Genomic DNA, 18,076 nt, shown 5'->3' with positions numbered 1-18,076 from the left:
ATGGTGCGTCGCGCGCACGTCCTGCCGAAGGCCGACGCAGGCGGCCCAGGGACAGACGCGAAGATCGCCGAGGCCGTGGGGTGCCGGGCCGGAACTGTCGAAAACGTCCGCGGACGGTTCGTCACGTCGAGGTTCGAAGTAGTCCCCCACGGCCGACCCCGTGACCACGCGTCACGGCCCGAGGTGCTCGACGGCAAGAGGCTCAGGTCATTGGGATGCCGGCAGTTTCAAGGATCGAAAAGTTGCGCAAGGAGGCGGTCGCGTGGCACGAGTATGTCAACGGCCAGCAACGCGGTGTCGAGTGGCAATTCCGCCTCGAAGACGCGAGGGCCGAACTGAACTCGCTCACTCGCTCGACCCCAAATTAAAACTTGACGCTGCATCAGTGGCGCGATCTGAATGGACTGCCGCTCGGGTGCAGAATTCGGGAGCGAGACGCTTCACCAATCGCTCCAAGACTGTAACTATTCAGCCGAGTTTGAAGCGCGGCGTTGCTCACTTATGGGCAACGCGCGGCACGCTCGCACCTGGCACGCGAGTTACTCACCCGGCTGGCGATCGCCCTTACCCCCCTTATCGCCGCCCTTGCCACCGCCTTTGCCGCCCTTGTCGCCGCCTTGCCCACCCGGGAAGCCGCCGCCCGGACGGGCGTTCTCGAGCGACTTCTTCTGCTCGTCGGTGAGGAGCTTGTCGAGCTTCGTTTTCACGTCCTTTTCGAGATCCGCCAGTTGGGTCTTCTGCTCGTCGGTCAGCTTCAGCTCTTCGACCATGAACGGGGGGAGAATGGTGCCCAATTTGAACCCGGCGCGCATGCCACCCTTGCCCGCTCCCTTACCGCCCTTGCCGTCGGGTGGCTGGGACACCGCCGACGAAGTCATCAGCGCCACCCCTGCCACAAATGCGGCCAGCCCGAACAACGCACGCTTCATCGCGCTCTCCTGGTGTGTTTAAAAGCAGCGAGTCGAAGTGAACCCATCACTCGAAACGGGTTCCGCACGTGCCGGAGACAGCCGTCAGACGAATTCTTGCGTACCGACCCGGCGGCGCGGTAAAACGGTCGGCATCCCGCCCCGGTCACCTCACGAGTTCCGTCCTCATGCGCGCAACCCGCCTCGCATGTCTGCTGATCCTCTTTGCTTGCCCACCCAACATCTGGGCCGGGGACGCAACCAAACCGGTGAAGGTGTTCGTGCTTGCCGGCCAGTCGAACATGGAGGGGCACTCGGTAACGGACCTCAGCGGCAAGGACTACAACGACGGCAAGGGGACGCTCAAGACCCTCCTTGATGACCCCGACCGGGCGAAGCTGGTGAGGCACCTGCGGAACGACCGGGGCGACTGGGGCACGCGTGACGACGTGTGGGTGCGGTACCAGCGCGAGAGGGGACCGCTCTTGGCCGGGCCGCTCGGAATGGGGTTCAGTGTGTACGGCGACAAGCACCACTTCGGTCCGGAACTACAGTTCGGGCACGTGCTGGGCGATCACTTCGAGAACCAAGTGCTCCTGATCAAGACCGCGTGGGGCGGGAAGAGCCTGTACAAGGACTTCCGGCCGCCGAGTTCGGGCGGAGAGGTGGGGCCGTATTACACGAAGATGATCGCGGACGTGCGGGCGGCGCTGGCGAATCTGAAGGCCGAGTTCCCCAAATACGCTGACCAGGGGTACGAACTCGCGGGCTTCGTCTGGTATCAGGGCTGGAACGACGGAGTCGATGCGAAGAAGGCGGTTCCCGAGTACGAGCAGAACCTCGTCAACCTCATCAAGGACGTGCGCACGGAACTGAAGGCGCCGAAGCTGCCGGTCGTGATCGGCGAGCTGACCGGGCCGTGGGTGGACGCGCCGGGCGCCTGGAGCGACCTCCGGAAGGCGCAGGCCGCCGCGGCGGAGCGGCCGGAGTTTAAGGGTAATGTGACGTTCGTTTCGACGCGCGCGTTCGTGCGCCCCGCGAAGGAGTCGCCGAACCCGGGGCACGGGCACCACGAGTTCGGGAACGCCGAAACCGGCGTGCTGGTCGGCGGCGCTCTCGGGCAGGGCATGGTGAGGCTGCTCGCCCCGCAACCGGAGCCGAAGGATAAGAAAGAGCCGTCGAAGCCGACTTCGCGCACGATGAAAACGGTGGAAGGCTGGACCGTGCGAGTCGACGACCGGCTCCTGACGGCGCCGAACGACGACCTGGGTGCGAAGGCGCTCCGGTTCCTCGAAAACAAGCTCGCGGACATCAAGATCGTGATCCCGGCCGACAAAGTGAAGAAGCTGCAAGAGGTGGCCATCGTGCTCGACCTCACGCACGGGAACCTGGGGCCGATGCAGTACCACCCGAGCGCCGGGTGGCTAAAAGCGAACGGGTACTCGGCCGACCTCGCGCGGTGCGTCCACCTGCCGCGCGCCGCCGACATCGTGACCCGCCGCAACGTTCGGGAGCAACCGTGGGTGATCCTGCACGAACTGGCGCACGCCTACCACGACCAGGTTCTGGGCTTCGATCACCCGCGCGTGAAAGAGGCGTATGAGAAGTTCAAGAAGAGCGGGCGCGGGGAGAAGACGCTGTTGCACAACGGCGAGCGGGTGCGGCACTACGCGCTGACCAACCCGATGGAGTTCTTCGCAGAGATGACGGAGAGCTACTTCGGCGCGAACGACTTCTTCCCCTTCAACCGGGCCGAATTGAAGGAAAGCGAGCCGGAGATTTACGAGCTGATGCAAACCATCTGGGACGCGCCGCCCAAGAAGAAGTGAACCCCGTGCCGGACCGCGTACACTGCCCGCACCTACTTTCGGAGCCCCCCCATGCGCCTTCGCGGCATCATTCCGCCCGTCGTTACGCCGCTCACCGCCGATCAGGAACTCGACCTTCCCGGCCTTCGTACCCATATCGATTACGTACTCGCGAAGGGCGTGGACGGGGTCTTCGTGCTGGGCACCACCGGCGAGTTCTATGCCCTCGACGAAACCGAAAAGCAAACGGTGGTCGCGGAGGCGATCCGGCACGTGGGCGGGCGGTCGCCGGTGTACGCCGGGACCGGTGCGGAAACCACGCGCGAGGTGGTTCGGCTCACGAGGATGGCTCAAAAGGAAGGGGCCGCAGGCGTGTCGGTGATTACGCCGTATTTCATCAAACCGAACCAGAACGAACTGTTCGACCACTTCCGCCGTATCGCCGAGAGCACGTCGCTGCCAGTCGTGCTGTACAACAACCCGGCGACCTGCGGCGGGCTGAGCATCGAGCCCGAAACCGTCGCTCGGCTCGCGGAGGTGCCCAACATCGTCGGCATCAAGGACTCGTCCGGCGACCTGCAAAACACGATCGAGATCATCCGCCAAACGCCGCGGGGCAAGTTCAGCGTGTTGAACGGCCGCGACACCCTCATTCTCGCCGCGCTTCAAGCCGGTGCCGATGGGGCCATTCCGGCGTCGTGCAACATCGCGCCGGAGCTGTGCGTCGGGATCTACAGGTCGTTTGTGGGAGGCGACATCGAAAGCGCGATGGCGTTCCAGTCGCGGCTCCACGGTGTGCGGATGGCGATGAGCCTCGGTACGGGGAACAGCGCAGTGAAGGAGGCGATGACGCTCCTGGGCCGCAGCGCCGGGCCGATGCGGTCACCGGTCCTGCCGTTCGGCGACGCCCAGAAAGCCAAACTGAAGGCGATTCTCGAAAAGGCTGGGCTGATTTGAGACAGAAGAAGATTGGCCACAAAAAAGCACAAAGGGCACAAAAGGAAGCAGAAAAACAAAGACAGCAGATTGTTTCAAAAACACTGTTCTTGTCTTGGTTTTCTTTTGTGCTCTTTGTGCTTTTTTGTGGCCAATCTTTGCCTCTTGCTTCTTTTTGCGGCCTACAGGATGTACTTACTCAGGTCTTCGCGCTGGATGACCGGGCCGAGCTTGCTACGCACGAACGGGCCGTCGATCACCACCCGCTTGTTATCCAGGTCCGGGCCTTCAAAGCTGACCTCCTCCACCACCTTCTCGATCACCGTGTGCAGCCGGCGGGCGCCGATGTTCTGGTTCGCGCGGTTCACATCGAACGCGATGTCGGCCAGCGCCTCCAGCCCGTCCGTTGTGAACTCCAGTTCGACGCCCTCGGTCCGGAGCAGTTCCGCGTACTGCTTCGGGAGCGCGTGCTTGGGCTCCGTGAGCACCCGTAAGAAGTCCGGCTTGGTCAGGTCGGTGAGTTCGACGCGGATCGGGAACCGGCCCTGAAGTTCGGGCATCAGGTCGGCGGGCTTGGACACGTGGAACGCGCCGGCGGCGATGAACAAGATGTGGTCGGTCTTTACCGGGCCGTGCTTGGTGTTGACCGTGGTGCCCTCGACCACCGGCAGCAGGTCGCGCTGAACGCCCTGGCGCGAGACGTCCGGCCCTTGCCCGTTCGACGGCCCGCACACCTTGTCGATCTCGTCCAGGAACACGATCCCGTGGTTCTCCACGCGCTCGATCGCCTGCTCCACCACCGCGGCGCGGTCGATCAGCGACTCGGTTTCCTGTTCCAGCAGCACCTTGCGCGCGTCCCTGACCGGGAGTTGCCGCGGCTGCGCGTTCTTGGGCATCATCTTGTCGAACATGCCTTGCAGATCCACGTCCATGTTCTCCATGCCCAGGTTGGAGAAAATCTGCACCGGAGTGGCCTTTTGCTCAACAGTCAGTTCTACAACGTGGTCTTCGAGTTCGCCCGCTTCCAGCTTCGCCCGGAACTTCTCGCGGGTGCGCCGCCGGCGCTCCTCGTCTTCTTTTTCCTGTTCCGGCTCCCAGGCGGTCCGCTTCGGCAACGGAACGACGAGATCCAGCAGCCGCTCCGTGACCTTCTCTTGTGCCTTCTCGCGCACCTTGACGCGCATCTCCTGCTTCACGAGCCCGATTCCGGCCTCGGTCAAATCGCGGATGATGCTCTCCACGTCGCGCCCGACGTAGCCCACCTCGGTGAACTTGGTGGCCTCGACCTTGATGAACGGCGCCCCGACCAGCGAAGCGAGCCGGCGGGCGATTTCCGTTTTGCCGACGCCGGTCGGTCCGATCAGAATGATGTTCTTGGGCGTCACGTCCTGCCGCAACTCCGCGGAGAGTTGCTGCCGCCGCCAGCGGTTGCGGATCGCGACCGCGACGGCCTTTTTCGCCGCCGCTTGGCCCACGATGTACTTGTCGAGTTCGGCGACGATCTGCCGGGGTGTCATCGAGTCTGCCACGTCTGTTCCTTCCACCTTCGCTTAACTGAGTTCTTGAACGTCGATGTTGCGGTTCGTGTAGATGCACAGGTCGCCCGCGATCTCCAACCCGGCGCGAACGATCTCGGCAGGTTTCAGTTGCGTGTGCTGCATGAGCGCGCGTGCGGCGGACAGCGCGTAGGGGCCGCCCGAGCCGATAGCCAGGACGTTGTCGGTCGGGCTGATAACATCGCCCGTTCCGCTCACGAGTAACAGGTTGTCGCGGTCGAGGACCACGAGCATCGCTTCCAAACGCCGCAGGATGCGGTCCGTGCGCCACTCCTTCGCCAGCTCGGTTGCGGCTTTCGGCACCGACCCCTGGAAGTCGCGCAGCTTCTGCTCGAACCGGTCGAGCAGGCTGAACGCGTCCGCGGCGGCGCCGGCGAAGCCGGCCAGCACCTTACCGTCGTACAGTTTGCGCACCTTGCGGGCGTCGGCCTTCATCACGATGTTGCCGAGCGTGACCTGACCGTCGCCCCCGATCGCGGCGCCGTTCGAAGTCCTGACGGCAAGAATAGTTGTGGCGCGAATACGTGACACGTTAAGATTGCTCCCGGGGCCGCGAATACCTATCAGGCTCGCTGCCACGACCGGACGGCAACGGGCCTCTCCCTCGCAAAGGCACTCAGGTATGATACGCCTCCGTGCCACACAACCCTGAGAGCGGAGCGAGGGACGATTTGCGGCGGTATCTGGTTCCGCGTGAGATAGAATGCCGAGAGCGGCGGTCCGGTCGGCGAACCCGAGGTCACCCCAATGATTCGGTCGATTGTCGGACTCGGCTCGGTCCTTGCTGTGCTGACCGCAGGGCTGATTGTCGCGCCCCGCGTGGACGCGGCGCCACAGAAGAAGAAGCCCGGCGTGCTGCACGTGTACGACGGCGCCGCACTGTTCACCGAAACGGCCATTGATCGCGGCAAAGTGGCGTTGGGAAAGACGGTGTTCGATCACGAGACGGTGCTGACCGTCGACACGCACGCCGCGGTGCCGAAGGACCGGAAGTTGCCCGCCGAACCCGGCGAGCGCCCCAAGTTCTTCGAGAGCTGGGCGAAGTCCGCCGCGAGCGGCGATCGAGCCAAGGGCGTATACGTGCTCGTGTGCCGCAGCCCGGGCTACGTTCAGGTGCTCGCGGACAAAGCCACCCGCGACCGCGGGTTCACCGTGGAGAACGAGCAACGGCTCCGTGACATGTTTACGACCGCGTTCAAGTACGCGGCGGCGGCCAAAAAGGACGGCAAGTCCGACGAAGAGTTGTTTAAGATTCGGGACAAGAGCCTGTCGAACGCGGTCGAGTACGTTTCGGGCGTCCTGAAGGGAACCATCAAGTAGAATAGATACGCTCGTGTGGCGGTTGCCATGCCCCGCCCGCTACCACAGGGAGAAACAATGAACCGCTTGGCAAGTTTGACGACAGCCGCCGTCCTGATGGCCGGCGGCGTGCTCGCGGTGCCAACACCAGCGTGGGCCGGCAAAGCCGGCTCGCCCGGCGTGTTACGCGTTTACGACGACGGTGCGCTGTTCACCAACGATGGGGTCGATCGCGCCAAGACCGCGATGAGCAACACGACGTTCGATCACGGGCTGACGATGGTGGTCGAAACGCGATCGGGCGTTCCGGCCGACAAAAAGCTCCCTGAAGATAAGGCGGAACGCGCCCGGTTCTTCGAGAGCTGGGCCAAAGAGATCGCGGCCGGGGATAAGGCGAAGGGCGTGTTCGTGCTGGTGTGCCGCAGCCCAGGCTACGTTCAGGTGCTTGCTGACAAAACCACCCGGGACCGCGGGTTCACCGCGGACAACGAGCAACGGCTCCGCGACCTCTTCTTGAGCGCGTTTAAAGACGCAGCGGCGGCGAAGAAGGACGGCAAGTCCGATAACGAACAGTTTACGATCCGCGATAAAGCTCTGAACACGGCCGTCGAATACGTCGTTAGTGACCTGAAGGGAACCGTTGTCGCGAGCAGCACGACCGGCAGCCCGGCGAAGACGGCGACCACAACCACCACTAACACGAAGCGAACCATGGGCATCGGGGGCTGGATCTGCTTGGGGCTGTGCGTGCTCCTCGCCATCTGGGTTACGGTTGCACTGATCCGGGCGCTGACCGCTCCGGCGTACTACGGCGGCCCGGCGTACGGCGGCGGGGGCGGCGGGTTCGGTACCGCGTTCTTCGGCGGGATGTTCGGCGTGATGGCCGGCATGTGGCTCTACGACAGCATGTGGGGCACGCACCACTACGACACCGTTTCCGCGGCCGACTACAACCCGTCCGACTACAGTGGCAGCGATGCCACGGCCGGCGATGGCGACTTCAGTGGTGACGCGGGAGCCGGTGGCAGCTACGACGACGGCGATTACGGTGGCTCCGGCGGCGATTACAGCAGTGGTGGTGATTACGGCGGTGGCGGTGACTACGGTGGCGGTGGCGACTACGGTGGGGGCGGTGATTACGGCGGCGGTGGCGGTGGTGACTTCGGCGGCGACTTCTGATCCCGTGCCCCGGTTCAGAACACTGAAAGCTCCGGGTATCCGCCCGGGGCTTTCTTCTTTTCCGCCCCAGATTACCATAACCGAATGGGAACAGAATCCGCTTGCCCGATGTGCGCGACGGTCGCGGATCTCAGCGCGCACGACCGCTCGGCGCTGGTGTGGCACTTCCCGCATTCGGTCGCGTTCGTCGGTCCGTGGCAGTTCTACACCGGCTACTGCCTGCTCGCGTCTCGCGCACACGCATCCGAGTTGAGCCACCTCGGAACGGACCGGGCTGCGTTTCTGGGCGAAATGGCGATTCTCGCAGAGGCGATTGAATCGTGCTTCGCGCCACACAAGCTCAATTACGAGTTGCTCGGGAACGTGGTGCCGCACCTCCACTGGCACATTTTCCCGCGGTCGGCCGACGATCCCGAGCGCCTTCAGCCCGTGTGGCTGGCGCTCGAGCGCGCGAAGACCGACGCTGCGGAGAAGCGCCGCCTCGAAACGGGCACCGCGCCACCCGATGAAGTGCGCGAGCGGCTCCGCGCGTGGCTCACCGCGAACAACGCGCCCCGGCGAAAGGAATCGTAATGGTTGCCCCGCTGAAGCTCGGCACCCGCGGCAGCCCGCTCGCGCTGTGGCAGGCGAATTACATTGCGGAACTGCTGCGGCCGGTTGTCGCTCCGCGCCCCGTTGAGCTGGTGCTGATCGAGACACACGGGGACCGCGACCAGGCGTCCGCGCTGTCCGCGATGGGCGGGTTCGGCGTGTTCACCAAGGCTATTCAGAACGCGCTGCTCGACGGCCGCGCGGACGTGGCCGTTCACAGCCTCAAAGACCTCCCGACCATCCCCGAGCCACGACTGGAACTGGCCGCGGTGCCGCCCCGCGGGCCGACCGGGGACGCGTTCGTCTCGCGGAAGCACAAGCGGTTCGACGATTTGCACCCGGGGGCGACGGTCGGCACCAGCAGCTTGCGCCGCCGCGCCCAGGTACTGAACCGGCGCCCCGATCTGAAGTTGCTGGACCTGCGCGGGAACGTGGACACCCGGCTGAGGAAGCTCGACGACCTCGGCCTGGACGCCATCGTGCTAGCGGAGGCCGGGCTGGCGCGGCTGGGGCTCGCCGACCGCATCACCGAAATTCTAGACCCGAGCTGGATGCTGCCCGCGGTGGGACAGGGGGCCATCGGCCTGGAGTGCCGCAGCGACGACGGCGAGACGAAGCTGGTTCTCGCGCAGGTGCGGTGCGAATCGACGTTCGCGCGGGTGCAAGCGGAACGTGCGATGCTGTACGCGTTGGGCGGCGGGTGCTTGGTGCCCATTGGCGCCACATCGAAGGTACTCGACGGGGTGCTGACGGTTCGAGGTGCGGTGCTTTCTCCCGACGGTCGCCGGCGCATCGTCGGAACGCACGAGGGGTTAATGCGCGCCCCGCTCTCGGTTGGTCAGGAACTGGCGGGAATTCTTTTAGCCGAAGGCGCAGACGAAGTGTTGGGCGCGAAGTAACGTCTTCGCGCCCAACACTTCGTCTGCTTTGGCGACGCAACTGAGGGTGTGCCGCCAATGCCTGCTTGAAGGCGCCCGCCAAAGGTTAGCGGAACTCGTACCCGATCTGGAACGCGACGCGACCGTCGGTCAGGCGTCGAATGTTCGTTATGTGGACCGGTAGCCCGCCGCCCTGCGGCGACCGGCTGGACGGAGTCGTCAGCGGGGTGAATGCGGTGTTGGCCGGGCTGGGGTACGGCACCGCCGACAAGCTGGACGTCGGCCCGCTCGGCCCTTCCACTCCGTGCGCTTCCTCGAGCAGCGGTCGGCCGTCAACCACCCGCCAGATCAGCAGCCCCTCGGCCGGCAGGTCTGTGTCGAACCCCTTCTTCGTGCGGCATTCCAGCAAAAGGTACTCGCTCCCGTCCGGGCGCACCAGCACCTTCAGGCACTCCCGCGGTGAGAGCACAAGCTTTTGCTTGACCGTCGGGTCCACGACCACCGGTTTGAGCCACCCGAGCCGCTCCTTGCACCACGCCGACAGGTGCTGCGGTCGGGCCGTTTCAAAGGTGTTCGACATCGCGCACCACGGCCCCAGTCCCTCAGACCCGATGTTCTCGGTCCGGGCGGCCAGGTCGGGCACGCCGAGCAGTTCGCACAGCGGCTTCACGAACGTACCGATCGGGGCCAGCGCCGTGCCGCCTTCTTCGCCGATCAGGTAGCGGTGGGCCTTCCCCTTGAACGACACCGTCCCGGAGTGCGGGTAGTACACCGCACCGCGGTTCGTGCGGTAGCGGCTGCCGGCGTAGACGAACGCGACGGCATCGAACCCGTCGAGGGCGCGGTCACCGTCGCGGGTGGTCAGGAGCGCGAGCGCGTCCGCCAGCAGGGCCGTTTTGTTGCTCGTCCCGGACCCCTGAATGTAGTCGCCCCGTTTCTTCGCGACGGCGACCCAATCGAACACCTTGCCCTCAAGGCGGAACGCGCCGGCCGACTGCTCGCGGAAGTAATCCCCCAAGCTCCCGTGGACGTCCTTCCCGGTCACATCTTTCCCGGTGTGGCCGTCCTGACTGAAGAACGCCCGGTCGAGTTCGCGGGGCGTGATCTTCGCGTTGTGCGCGGTGTCTGCGAACTCGACGCAGACAACCGCTAACCGCAGAGACGGCCCGGTCCAAACGGCGGTCACGCCCGCACCCGAGCGGGACCGTTCGGCGGCGAGGGTCACTTTCACTTCAGCCGGCTTGCCGTCGCGCGTCACGGCGAACGTGATCACGTCCCCGGCCCGGCGCTCGGCGATCAGCTCACCCAGGCGCGACGGCCGCGACATCTCCGCCCCGTCGAGTGACAGAACGAGGTCGCCGGCCTTGAGCCCGCTGCTCGCGGCCGGCGAGTCCTTCTGGACCGTTTCCACAAAGATGCCCTTGCCAGATTTGTCCTCGACGAGCGTTACCCCGATCGGGGCCGCGCCGCCGCCGCGCGTCATCGGCCGGCTGACGGCCGCGAGCGTTGCCGTCAGGTCCGTCGTCTTGCCGTCACGTGACACGCCAAGCGTAACGACATCGCCGGCGCGGTAGCTCTGGAGCCACTCGCGGAACGCCTGTGGCGTCTTGACCGCGTTCTCGCCGACCCGGACCACGACATCGCCGGTCTTCAGCCCGGCTTTCGCGGCAGGCGAGCCCGGTTGTACGTCCTCGACGACCGCGCGACCGTCGGCCGCTGCGGCCACCGCCGCGCCGAGGTACGGGACGCGCCCGGGGCCGCCCTTCGGGGCGACAACTTTTGCGGTTGTCGCTTCCGCCAGCGTCCGGTAGCCCGTCACGTCGTCGGCAGGCTTGGGCTGCGGACGGGCGGTAGAGGTCATCAGACCGAAGGCGAGGAGCGCGAAGCAGATCCGGGTCACAATGGGGCTCCGTCGGTGGTGCGGTTCCGGGTGGGTGGCGGTTAGGGTCACTGGTACTCGTACCCGATCTGAAGCGTGATGCGGCCGTCGTCGAGGCGGCGGATGTTGGTGACGTACACCGGTAGCCCGCCGCCCAGTTGCGACCGGCTCGACGGCGTTGTGAACGGGGTGAACGCGTCGTTTGCTGTGCTCGGGTACGGAACGGACGAGAGGAAGGACCCCGGCCCGGCCGGCCCGGCTACCCCGTGCGACTCTTGCAGCACGGGGCGCCCGCCGATCACGCGCCAGATCAAAAGTCCCTCCGCCGGCAGGCTCGTATCGAACCCGGTTTTCTTGCGGTTCTCCAGCAGGTAGTACTCGCTCCCGTCCGCCCGAACCGGGATTTTGAGACACTCCTTCGAGTCCTCGATCGGCGCCAGGATCAGCTTCTGTTTCACCGACGGGTCGACCACCGTCGGCTTGATCCACCCGAGCCGCTCTTTGCACCACGCGCTGAAGTGCTGCGGGCGCCCGGCGCCGGCCTGGTTGGCCATCGCGCACCAGATGCCGGCCCCTTCCATCCCGGGGTTCTCCGGCCGGGCGTACAGGTCCGGCATCCCGAGCATGTGCCCGAACTCGTGGCAGAACACGCTGATGTTACCCATCCGCGCGCCGCCCTCGGGGCAGATGAAGTACGGCCAGTTCTTGCCGCCGTGCCGGATGCTGGCGCGGTGCGGCCAGTACAGGCTGCCGCGGGCGGCGGGGAAGCGCTCCCCGGCGTAGATGAAGAACACGCCGTCGAAGTCCTTGAGCGCGTCTTTGCCCTCGCGGGCGAGCAGTTTGTCCATCGCCTCGGTCAGCAGGGCCATCCGCGGGCCGCTGTCGTAATCGGCCCGCTTCTTGCTAACCTCGACGTAGTCGAACGCCTTACCCACCACCGACAGCTTGCCGTACGACTGCTCGTCGTAGTACTCCTTCATGCTGCCGTAGGCGGTCTGGCCGGTCACCGATTTGGTGTACTTGGTGCCGAACATCGACTCTTCCCAGGCCTTGGGCGTGATGACCGCGTTGTGCTTCACGTCCGGGTACTCGACCCCGATGATCGCAACCGTGTACTTTTCTTTCGTCCAGTACCCGCCGGGCCGCGCGTCCCACCCGCCGCCGCGCCGCTCCTCGGGCGCTTCCGCGCCGAGCGTCACTTGCAGTTCGACGCGCTTATCGGCCAGGAGCAGCGTGAGGACGACGGGATCGCCCGGACGTTTGGCGGCGAGCGCCTCGCGCAACTTCTCCGGGGCGGTCAGTTCCGTCTGATCGACCGCCAGCACCACCTCACCCGTTTTCAGTTTGGCACGGGCGGCCGGCGATCCGGCGGCGACCTGCTCGATCGTCACCCCGCCCCCCTTCGCGGCCGACACCTGAATGCCGAGGGAGGCTTTGGCGTTCGAGGTCGGGCGGCTGACCGGGACGAGCGTCGCGGTGGCCTCGACCGCCTTCCCGTCGCGCAGCAGCGCGAGCCGGGCGCGGTCACCGGGCGCCTTGCCGGCGAGCCACGCGCGGAACGCGTCCTGGCTGGCGAAGGTCGCACTATCGGCCCCCGACAGCACGTCCCCGGACTTCACGCCGGCGCGGGCGGCGGGCGAGTTGTCGGCCGTGTACTCAACGGTCAACCGCCCCTTCGCGTCGGCCGCGAGCGACAGGCCGAGGAAAGCGGGATCGGCTCCGGCCTCCGCGGCCTTGAACCGACCCGGCGGGGCTACGACCGCTTTTTCGAGCGTCCGATAGCCGGTCAGGTCCGGGTCGGCGGCAAGGATCGGTGCAGCAAGGAGTGCGGCCAAGCCGAGCGCCGCAAAGCGAAGCGCGAGCATACGTGTGACTCGGGAATAGCTCGTCGGTTGCCCCGGAGAGGTGGGCAATGTGGTGAATGAGAGCGTACTGAGATCGGACACCTCATACTCCGGAAAAAAGTATGAGAATTCGTACAGCCCCGGCTGTTGCGGCATGCCGCGATACCACGGTCGCTTTGATGCCGATCTGCACCGCTCAGTGGCCACATGCCGGCGGAAGCCACTGGCAAGATGGACGTTTGTCACCTCGGCAGGCGTGTGTAAAGAAAGGTTTACACGAAGAGTCAGGGTTAGACGTAAAACTACTTTCTGGCAATTGACACGATACCACTAGCGTTTACCATCACACTACTTGCCACGCGCGTCTTCGCCCGGATGCCACTCTCCTTTCCGGGCCGAACCGCCCCCCCTTGTGGAGAGTTTATGCCCTGGACTTGCCAGCCCGAAACCGAAGGTCCGCTCTGGTGGCCGCTGTCTCGTGCCGACCACTGGTACTGTTCGGAAACCGAGCCCGAACGCCTTGCGGCCGACTTCCTTGACACCCACCCGGAGCACCGGGATCGCCCACTGATCCTGAAATGGTGGGAAAGTTGGGGCGCAGCGGAGGTTCAGTTGCGAATCGAACCGGGTCAGCTTCGCGGGCTCGAAATGGCCCCGGCCTCGTGAAGACAATCGGATACGCGAGTGTGATTAAAGCACGCGCGGCCCGCGTTCGCTTCCGATTGAGGCGAATGTGGGGCATCAGAATCCAGCCGTTTCCATTTGGTCGCGTGTATGCGTCCCTCACCTGATCGCCAAAGCCGCGCGAACTGGAAACGACCGGAACCTGCTTGTTGCGGCCGGCCGGGTCAACCAACGGATCACTATCGGCATCGCCGCGGGCCGCTTCAGCCGGCTGAAGCGACCCGCGACGCTACACTTCAAGTTCACCTAACCTCACACGGGAATCGTTTCAACGAGTGCCTCGGCGCCAGTCGCGGTTGCGATCAGTTGCGCCAGTGCGGTACACGCGTGGCACGTACATTTCTTGCGTTCCACCGGTGCCACCGTGACCGTTTCCGTCGCGTCGTCAGTGGTATGGAGTCCGGCGTACACACCGTCGTAGGTCACCAGTGTGTTGAAGGGTGTCGCGGGCGTCGCCCCTTGACCGCCCGCAATCGCCATTTCGTAGGTGTAAGTCGCGGCAATGGAGTTCTGCGGATTCCCGCTCGCCACGAACAGTTCCGACCGGCCGTCCCCGTTCGTGTCGCGGAGCGCGAGCCGACCGCCAGAATGGTCGCTGGAGGGCAGGCCGTAGAAGCTCGCGATTACCGGTAAGGCACTGGCCTGGGTGCCCGAGTTCCGGGCAAGAGTGTACCCGGACCAGATCAGCACGTGCGCGGGAGCGCCGCGGTCCGGGCTGATTGCCAGTTCTGCGTACCCGTCACCGTTCATGTCGCCCACGGCGACGTTCAGCCCGGCCCACAGCCCTTTGAACGGGATGAAGTCCGGCACCAGTCGGGCCGCCGCTCCGTTCCGCAGGCTCGCGCCGCTGTAAACCGCGACACGCCCTTCGGCCAACCCGCCGGTCGTCACCACCACGTCCGCGTACCCGTCGTTGTTGATGTCGCCCGCGGCCACTCGAGCGCCGCCCCGGTATGCCGGATTGTCGAACGCGAAAAAGCTGGACTGCACGACCAGATCACCGCCCACCACCCGGAACGTCTGGATGTGCGGGCCAGCCCCGGCGTCCGCAGAGATCACGAGGTCATCGGCCCCGTCGCGGTCGATGTCCGCCGCCGCCAGGAACAGCCCGCCCCGGAACCCCGGGAACACGACCCGTTGCCCCACGAGGAGCGAGCCGTCGCGACCGTTCACGATCTGAACAACGGCTTGCGGCCCGGCGCCTGTTGTGAACGCGTAGTCGGTGACCCCGTCGCCGTTAAAGTCCCCGCTCGCGACCCGCACCGCACCGGCGTACCCCGCAAATGGGGTGAGCCGCGTGCCGGTGTCGACCAGTACGCCGTTGGACGCCGTGAAGAGTGAGACGGTGCCGTTCGTGCCGCCGGTGAAGGCGACCGATTTCTGGTTACCGAGCGGCACTGTGGTGATCGGCGTCGTGGGGCCGGAGTCGACGGTGAACCAGCCGAGGTCGCGGAGCGCCGCGGTGTCCAGGGTGCTCCAAGAGACGCGGGTCCCGCGGGGCATGATCGGGTCCAGCGCCACGGCCTGGCCGCCGATCGTAACGCCGTCGGCCCAGTGCGTGGCGTCGCCGGTCAGCGGCACCGGACCGCCGTACAGCGACTGCGCGGCCGTACCGGTGAAGGTGCCGTTGCGCACCAGACTGTTCCACTGCGGGGCGGTGCCGATCCCGAGCAGGTGCCCCAGTTCGTGCAGCGCCACGGAATAGAAGTCGATCTTGTTCGTTCCGATCCCGTTGGCGCTGGACGTGAAGGACCAGTCCGCGCCGCTGTCGAACGACAAACTGCCGCCCCACGGGGCGAACCCGGCGTGGTTCCGGCTCTGCACCGTGCTGATCCACGCGCTGCTGCCGGACACCGAGTACCCGCCCGGTCCGCCGACCCCCTGCTCGTTGTTGCTCATCGCCTTGGCGCCGACGAACACCTTGAGCGTGTTGGCGCCGACTGACAGGTTCGGAAGCGACAGCTCACCCGACCCGCTCGGGTTGAACATCGTGGCGGTCCACGTGTTCCCGAGCGTCGGGGTGATCGCCCCGAGGGTCGCGGTTAACGCGCTGCCGAGTTCGTTCGCCGCCCGCTCGACCGCGGCGCGGGCGTCGGGCCGGTTCGCAAAGAACCCGGTGTCGTAGGTGTAATCGATCTGAATCGTGATGGCGGGTACGTCACGCTGCTCCAGGGTCTCGAGTCGAAGAACCGGGCCACGGGGCATCATGCCCGTGCGCTGCGCACGAGGGTCCAAGGTCCGCATTAGGGATCCCGTAGCGAGGTTGTGGCGCTTGCGGCGAGGTTGCCGGTTTCCAAGAGTATGTAATTTTTTCCGGCAGTGCGACAAGATCAGGTCGAAAGGGTTGTGCGCGCTGAAGCCAGTGTTTCAGTTGTAGCAATTATGTCGATTGCGTAGCTTTTGCTGGATTTGGTAAACTACTTGTGCTGTAAAGGGTTAGGAAAAGGATACAAAGTTAGCGACAATTCATGCGACAGCATAAATGTTGTGGACCCGGCGGAGAAAAAGGTGTCTAAGAAAAATTGCCGGGAGTTCACTGATGGACGCGATCGACTTTCCACACGAATCGACCGGGCACGTACTGTACGATCCGGGACTTGGCACTCGTGCCTTCGACCCGTGGTGGCTGATACTGCTGTGCGACCGTGGCATCGTCGATTACTACGCGTGGCTGCTGTTGCGGTACGGGATCGCGCTTCACAAAGGCTCGACGTTCGGACCGCATGTGAGTGTGGTGAAGGGAATCGAACCGCCGGTGCGTGAATCGTGGGGGTACGACCCGGGGCCGGTGACGTTCCACTACTCGAACGTCGTTCGGTGGGATAACGGACGGCACGCTTGGCTCGACGTGTGGTCGCCGGAACTGGCCGAGCTGCGCGCCCGGCTGGGGTTCGACGGGGCGCCGAAAATGTCGTTCCACCTGACGCTCGGTCGGCTCGTCTTCTCACAAGCGAGCACGAAGGCCGCCGACCCGGAGGGGCGGCTGGTACTGTGAACCGCGCGGTTCTATACCGGAAGGATGAGTCCGAGCATTTTTGAACTCAAGGGCGCGACCGTCGTTCGCGGCGGTGAGGCCGTCCTGCGTGACTTCGACTGGGTGGTGCGTGAGGGCGAAGCGTGGGCCGTGGTCGGCCCGACCGGGAGCGGCAAAACCACGCTCGCGGAGGCCCTTTTGGGGCGGCACCCGCTGAACGGCGGCGCGCTCACCTGGCCCCTGTTCGACCGGCTCCGCGCCGCCGGCCGGCGGGTCGACTACCCGTCGCAGGTCGTGGCGCACGTCACGTTCCGGGAGAACTCCCGGCTGTTTTCCTACGCCGGTCACTATTACCAGCAGCGGTTCGAGTTCGCCGACAGTGACGAACCGTTGTCGCTCGAACGGTTCTTGCGCACCGGGACCGGCGCCAGCGACTCCGACCTCGCGGCGGTGTGCGCGCGGTTCGGCATCGGCGACCGGCGCGCGCAGTCGTTCATGACGCTCTCGAACGGCCAGACCCGTCGGGCGCGGTTGGCCCGGGCGATGCTCGCGCGTCCGGAAGTTCTCGTTCTCGATGACCCGTTCATCGGGTTGGACGCGCAAGCCCGCATCGACCTCGCCGCGCTGCTGCACGAACTCGTCGATGACGGCAAACGGCTCGTGCTGATTTGTCGCGCCGACGCGGTTCCCGAGTGGGTGACGAACGTACTCGAACTTCCCCGGCTCGCCGGTGGGAGTCGCACGGGTGCCGAGGACGCACCAAGGAGCAGCGGGTTACAAAGCGAGGCACCCGCGGCACACCGGGATGCTCACGCGTCCCGCCCGCCCGGCGGGGGCGACGAACCGATCATCGAGCTGCGCGACGTGACCGTTTCGCACTCCGGAAACGCGATCCTCGATCGCGTTTCCTGGACCGTTCGACGGGGCGAGCGGTGGGCGCTGTTGGGGCCGAACGGCAGCGGCAAAACGACGCTCTTGAGTCTCCTCTGCGGCGACCACCCGCAGGCTTACTCGAACGACATCAAACTGTTCGGCCGGCGCCGCGGGACCGGTGAAACGATCTGGGACGTGAAGCGGAACGTGGGGCTGCTGTCCCCGGAGTTCCACCTGTATTTCACCGAGCCGCTGACCGCCCTGCGTGCCGCCGCGACCGGCTTCTTCGACGGCGTCACCGATCATGACACCACCCCGGAGCAGGACGGGCGAGTTCGCGAACTGTTCGCGGCGCTCGGAATCAGCCACCTCGCTGCCCGCGCGTTCAAAGCGCTCTCGACGGGCGAACAGCGCCTGGTGCTGCTCGCCCGGGCGCTGGTGAAGCGCCCGCCGCTCGTGATCCTGGACGAACCGTTTCAGGGGTTGTCCCCGGAGTCAACGGAACGCTGCCGCACTTGGCTGGAAACGGAAATCGGGCCGGATCAGACGCTACTGTTTGTTACGCATGAGCTGTCCGAACTCCCCGGCACGGTGTCCCAGACGCTCCGGTTGTCGAAGGGTCGTGTAGTGTAGTGCTCGGCTCCGCCGAACCCGTGGCCCGGCGAAA

At 65.4% G+C, this 18,076-nt stretch carries 14 protein-coding genes; 8 read left to right on the top strand and 6 right to left on the bottom strand.

All coding sequences use genetic code 11. The features are described 5' to 3' along the window. Positions 1–539: 539 nt before the first annotated feature. On the bottom strand, positions 540–929 hold the full coding sequence (locus tag GobsT_RS38980) for a hypothetical protein (protein ID WP_010045857.1): 390 nt from the start codon (positions 927–929) through the stop codon (positions 540–542). 167 nt (positions 930–1,096) lie between these two features. Between GobsT_RS38980 and GobsT_RS26255 the strand changes: the two genes are divergently transcribed. Both GobsT_RS26255 and dapA read left to right on the top strand, forming a co-directional pair. Beyond that, a complete protein-coding gene (locus GobsT_RS26255; protein WP_010045862.1) occupies positions 1,097–2,737 on the top strand; it encodes a sialate O-acetylesterase in 1,641 nt (546 codons plus the stop codon). Between the two features lie 51 nt (positions 2,738–2,788). Beyond that, positions 2,789–3,673: a 4-hydroxy-tetrahydrodipicolinate synthase gene (gene dapA / locus GobsT_RS26250; RefSeq protein WP_010045864.1), complete on the top strand. Its 885-nt coding sequence runs from the start codon at positions 2,789–2,791 to the stop codon at positions 3,671–3,673. A 161-nt stretch (positions 3,674–3,834) separates the two neighbouring features. On the opposite strand, the gene hslU is transcribed toward dapA, so the two are convergent. Both hslU and hslV read right to left on the bottom strand, forming a co-directional pair. Next, positions 3,835–5,169, bottom strand: coding sequence for an ATP-dependent protease ATPase subunit HslU (hslU, locus tag GobsT_RS26245; RefSeq protein WP_010045867.1), 1,335 nt, complete (start codon positions 5,167–5,169; stop codon positions 3,835–3,837). A 33-nt stretch (positions 5,170–5,202) separates the two neighbouring features. Continuing rightward, complete coding sequence (hslV, locus tag GobsT_RS26240; protein WP_010045870.1) at positions 5,203–5,739, bottom strand: ATP-dependent protease subunit HslV; 537 nt, start codon at positions 5,737–5,739, stop codon at positions 5,203–5,205. Between the two features lie 216 nt (positions 5,740–5,955). Between hslV and GobsT_RS26235 the strand changes: the two genes are divergently transcribed. From GobsT_RS26235 to hemC, 4 genes are all read left to right on the top strand, one after another. Then, positions 5,956–6,528: a hypothetical protein gene (locus GobsT_RS26235; RefSeq protein ID WP_010045872.1), complete on the top strand. Its 573-nt coding sequence runs from the start codon at positions 5,956–5,958 to the stop codon at positions 6,526–6,528. Positions 6,529–6,585: 57 nt separating this feature from the next. Then, a complete protein-coding gene (locus tag GobsT_RS26230; RefSeq protein ID WP_148087879.1) occupies positions 6,586–7,686 on the top strand; it encodes a hypothetical protein in 1,101 nt (366 codons plus the stop codon). A 108-nt stretch (positions 7,687–7,794) separates the two neighbouring features. Further along, positions 7,795–8,259, top strand: coding sequence for an HIT family protein (locus GobsT_RS26225; protein ID WP_010045876.1), 465 nt, complete (start codon positions 7,795–7,797; stop codon positions 8,257–8,259). Then, entirely contained in the window at positions 8,259–9,176 is a 918-nt protein-coding gene (gene hemC / locus GobsT_RS26220; RefSeq protein WP_109570867.1) for a hydroxymethylbilane synthase, read from the top strand. The genes GobsT_RS26225 and hemC overlap by 1 nt, the downstream gene beginning before the upstream one ends. Positions 9,177–9,261: 85 nt before the next feature. On the opposite strand, the gene GobsT_RS26215 is transcribed toward hemC, so the two are convergent. From GobsT_RS26215 to GobsT_RS26205, 3 genes are all read right to left on the bottom strand, one after another. Next, positions 9,262–11,055: a PDZ domain-containing protein gene (locus GobsT_RS26215; protein WP_010037431.1), complete on the bottom strand. Its 1,794-nt coding sequence runs from the start codon at positions 11,053–11,055 to the stop codon at positions 9,262–9,264. A 47-nt stretch (positions 11,056–11,102) separates the two neighbouring features. Further along, a complete protein-coding gene (locus GobsT_RS26210) occupies positions 11,103–12,899 on the bottom strand; it encodes a M6 family metalloprotease domain-containing protein (protein WP_010037435.1) in 1,797 nt (598 codons plus the stop codon). Between the two features lie 915 nt (positions 12,900–13,814). After that, positions 13,815–15,770, bottom strand: a complete 1,956-nt coding sequence (locus tag GobsT_RS26205; RefSeq protein WP_010037439.1) for an FG-GAP-like repeat-containing protein — start codon at positions 15,768–15,770, stop codon at positions 13,815–13,817. Between the two features lie 331 nt (positions 15,771–16,101). Between GobsT_RS26205 and GobsT_RS26200 the strand changes: the two genes are divergently transcribed. Both GobsT_RS26200 and GobsT_RS26195 read left to right on the top strand, forming a co-directional pair. Continuing rightward, positions 16,102–16,557, top strand: coding sequence for a hypothetical protein (locus GobsT_RS26200; protein WP_010037441.1), 456 nt, complete (start codon positions 16,102–16,104; stop codon positions 16,555–16,557). Positions 16,558–16,581: 24 nt separating this feature from the next. Continuing rightward, positions 16,582–18,042 carry an ATP-binding cassette domain-containing protein gene (locus GobsT_RS26195; protein WP_010037442.1) on the top strand — a complete coding sequence of 487 codons (1,461 nt, stop codon included), beginning with the start codon at positions 16,582–16,584 and terminating at the stop codon, positions 18,040–18,042. Positions 18,043–18,076: the final 34 nt, after the last annotated feature.

This window comes from Gemmata obscuriglobus (assembly GCF_008065095.1).
GTDB classification, from domain to species: domain Bacteria; phylum Planctomycetota; class Planctomycetia; order Gemmatales; family Gemmataceae; genus Gemmata; species Gemmata obscuriglobus.
This window is presented reverse-complemented; position numbering and strand designations above follow the sequence as displayed.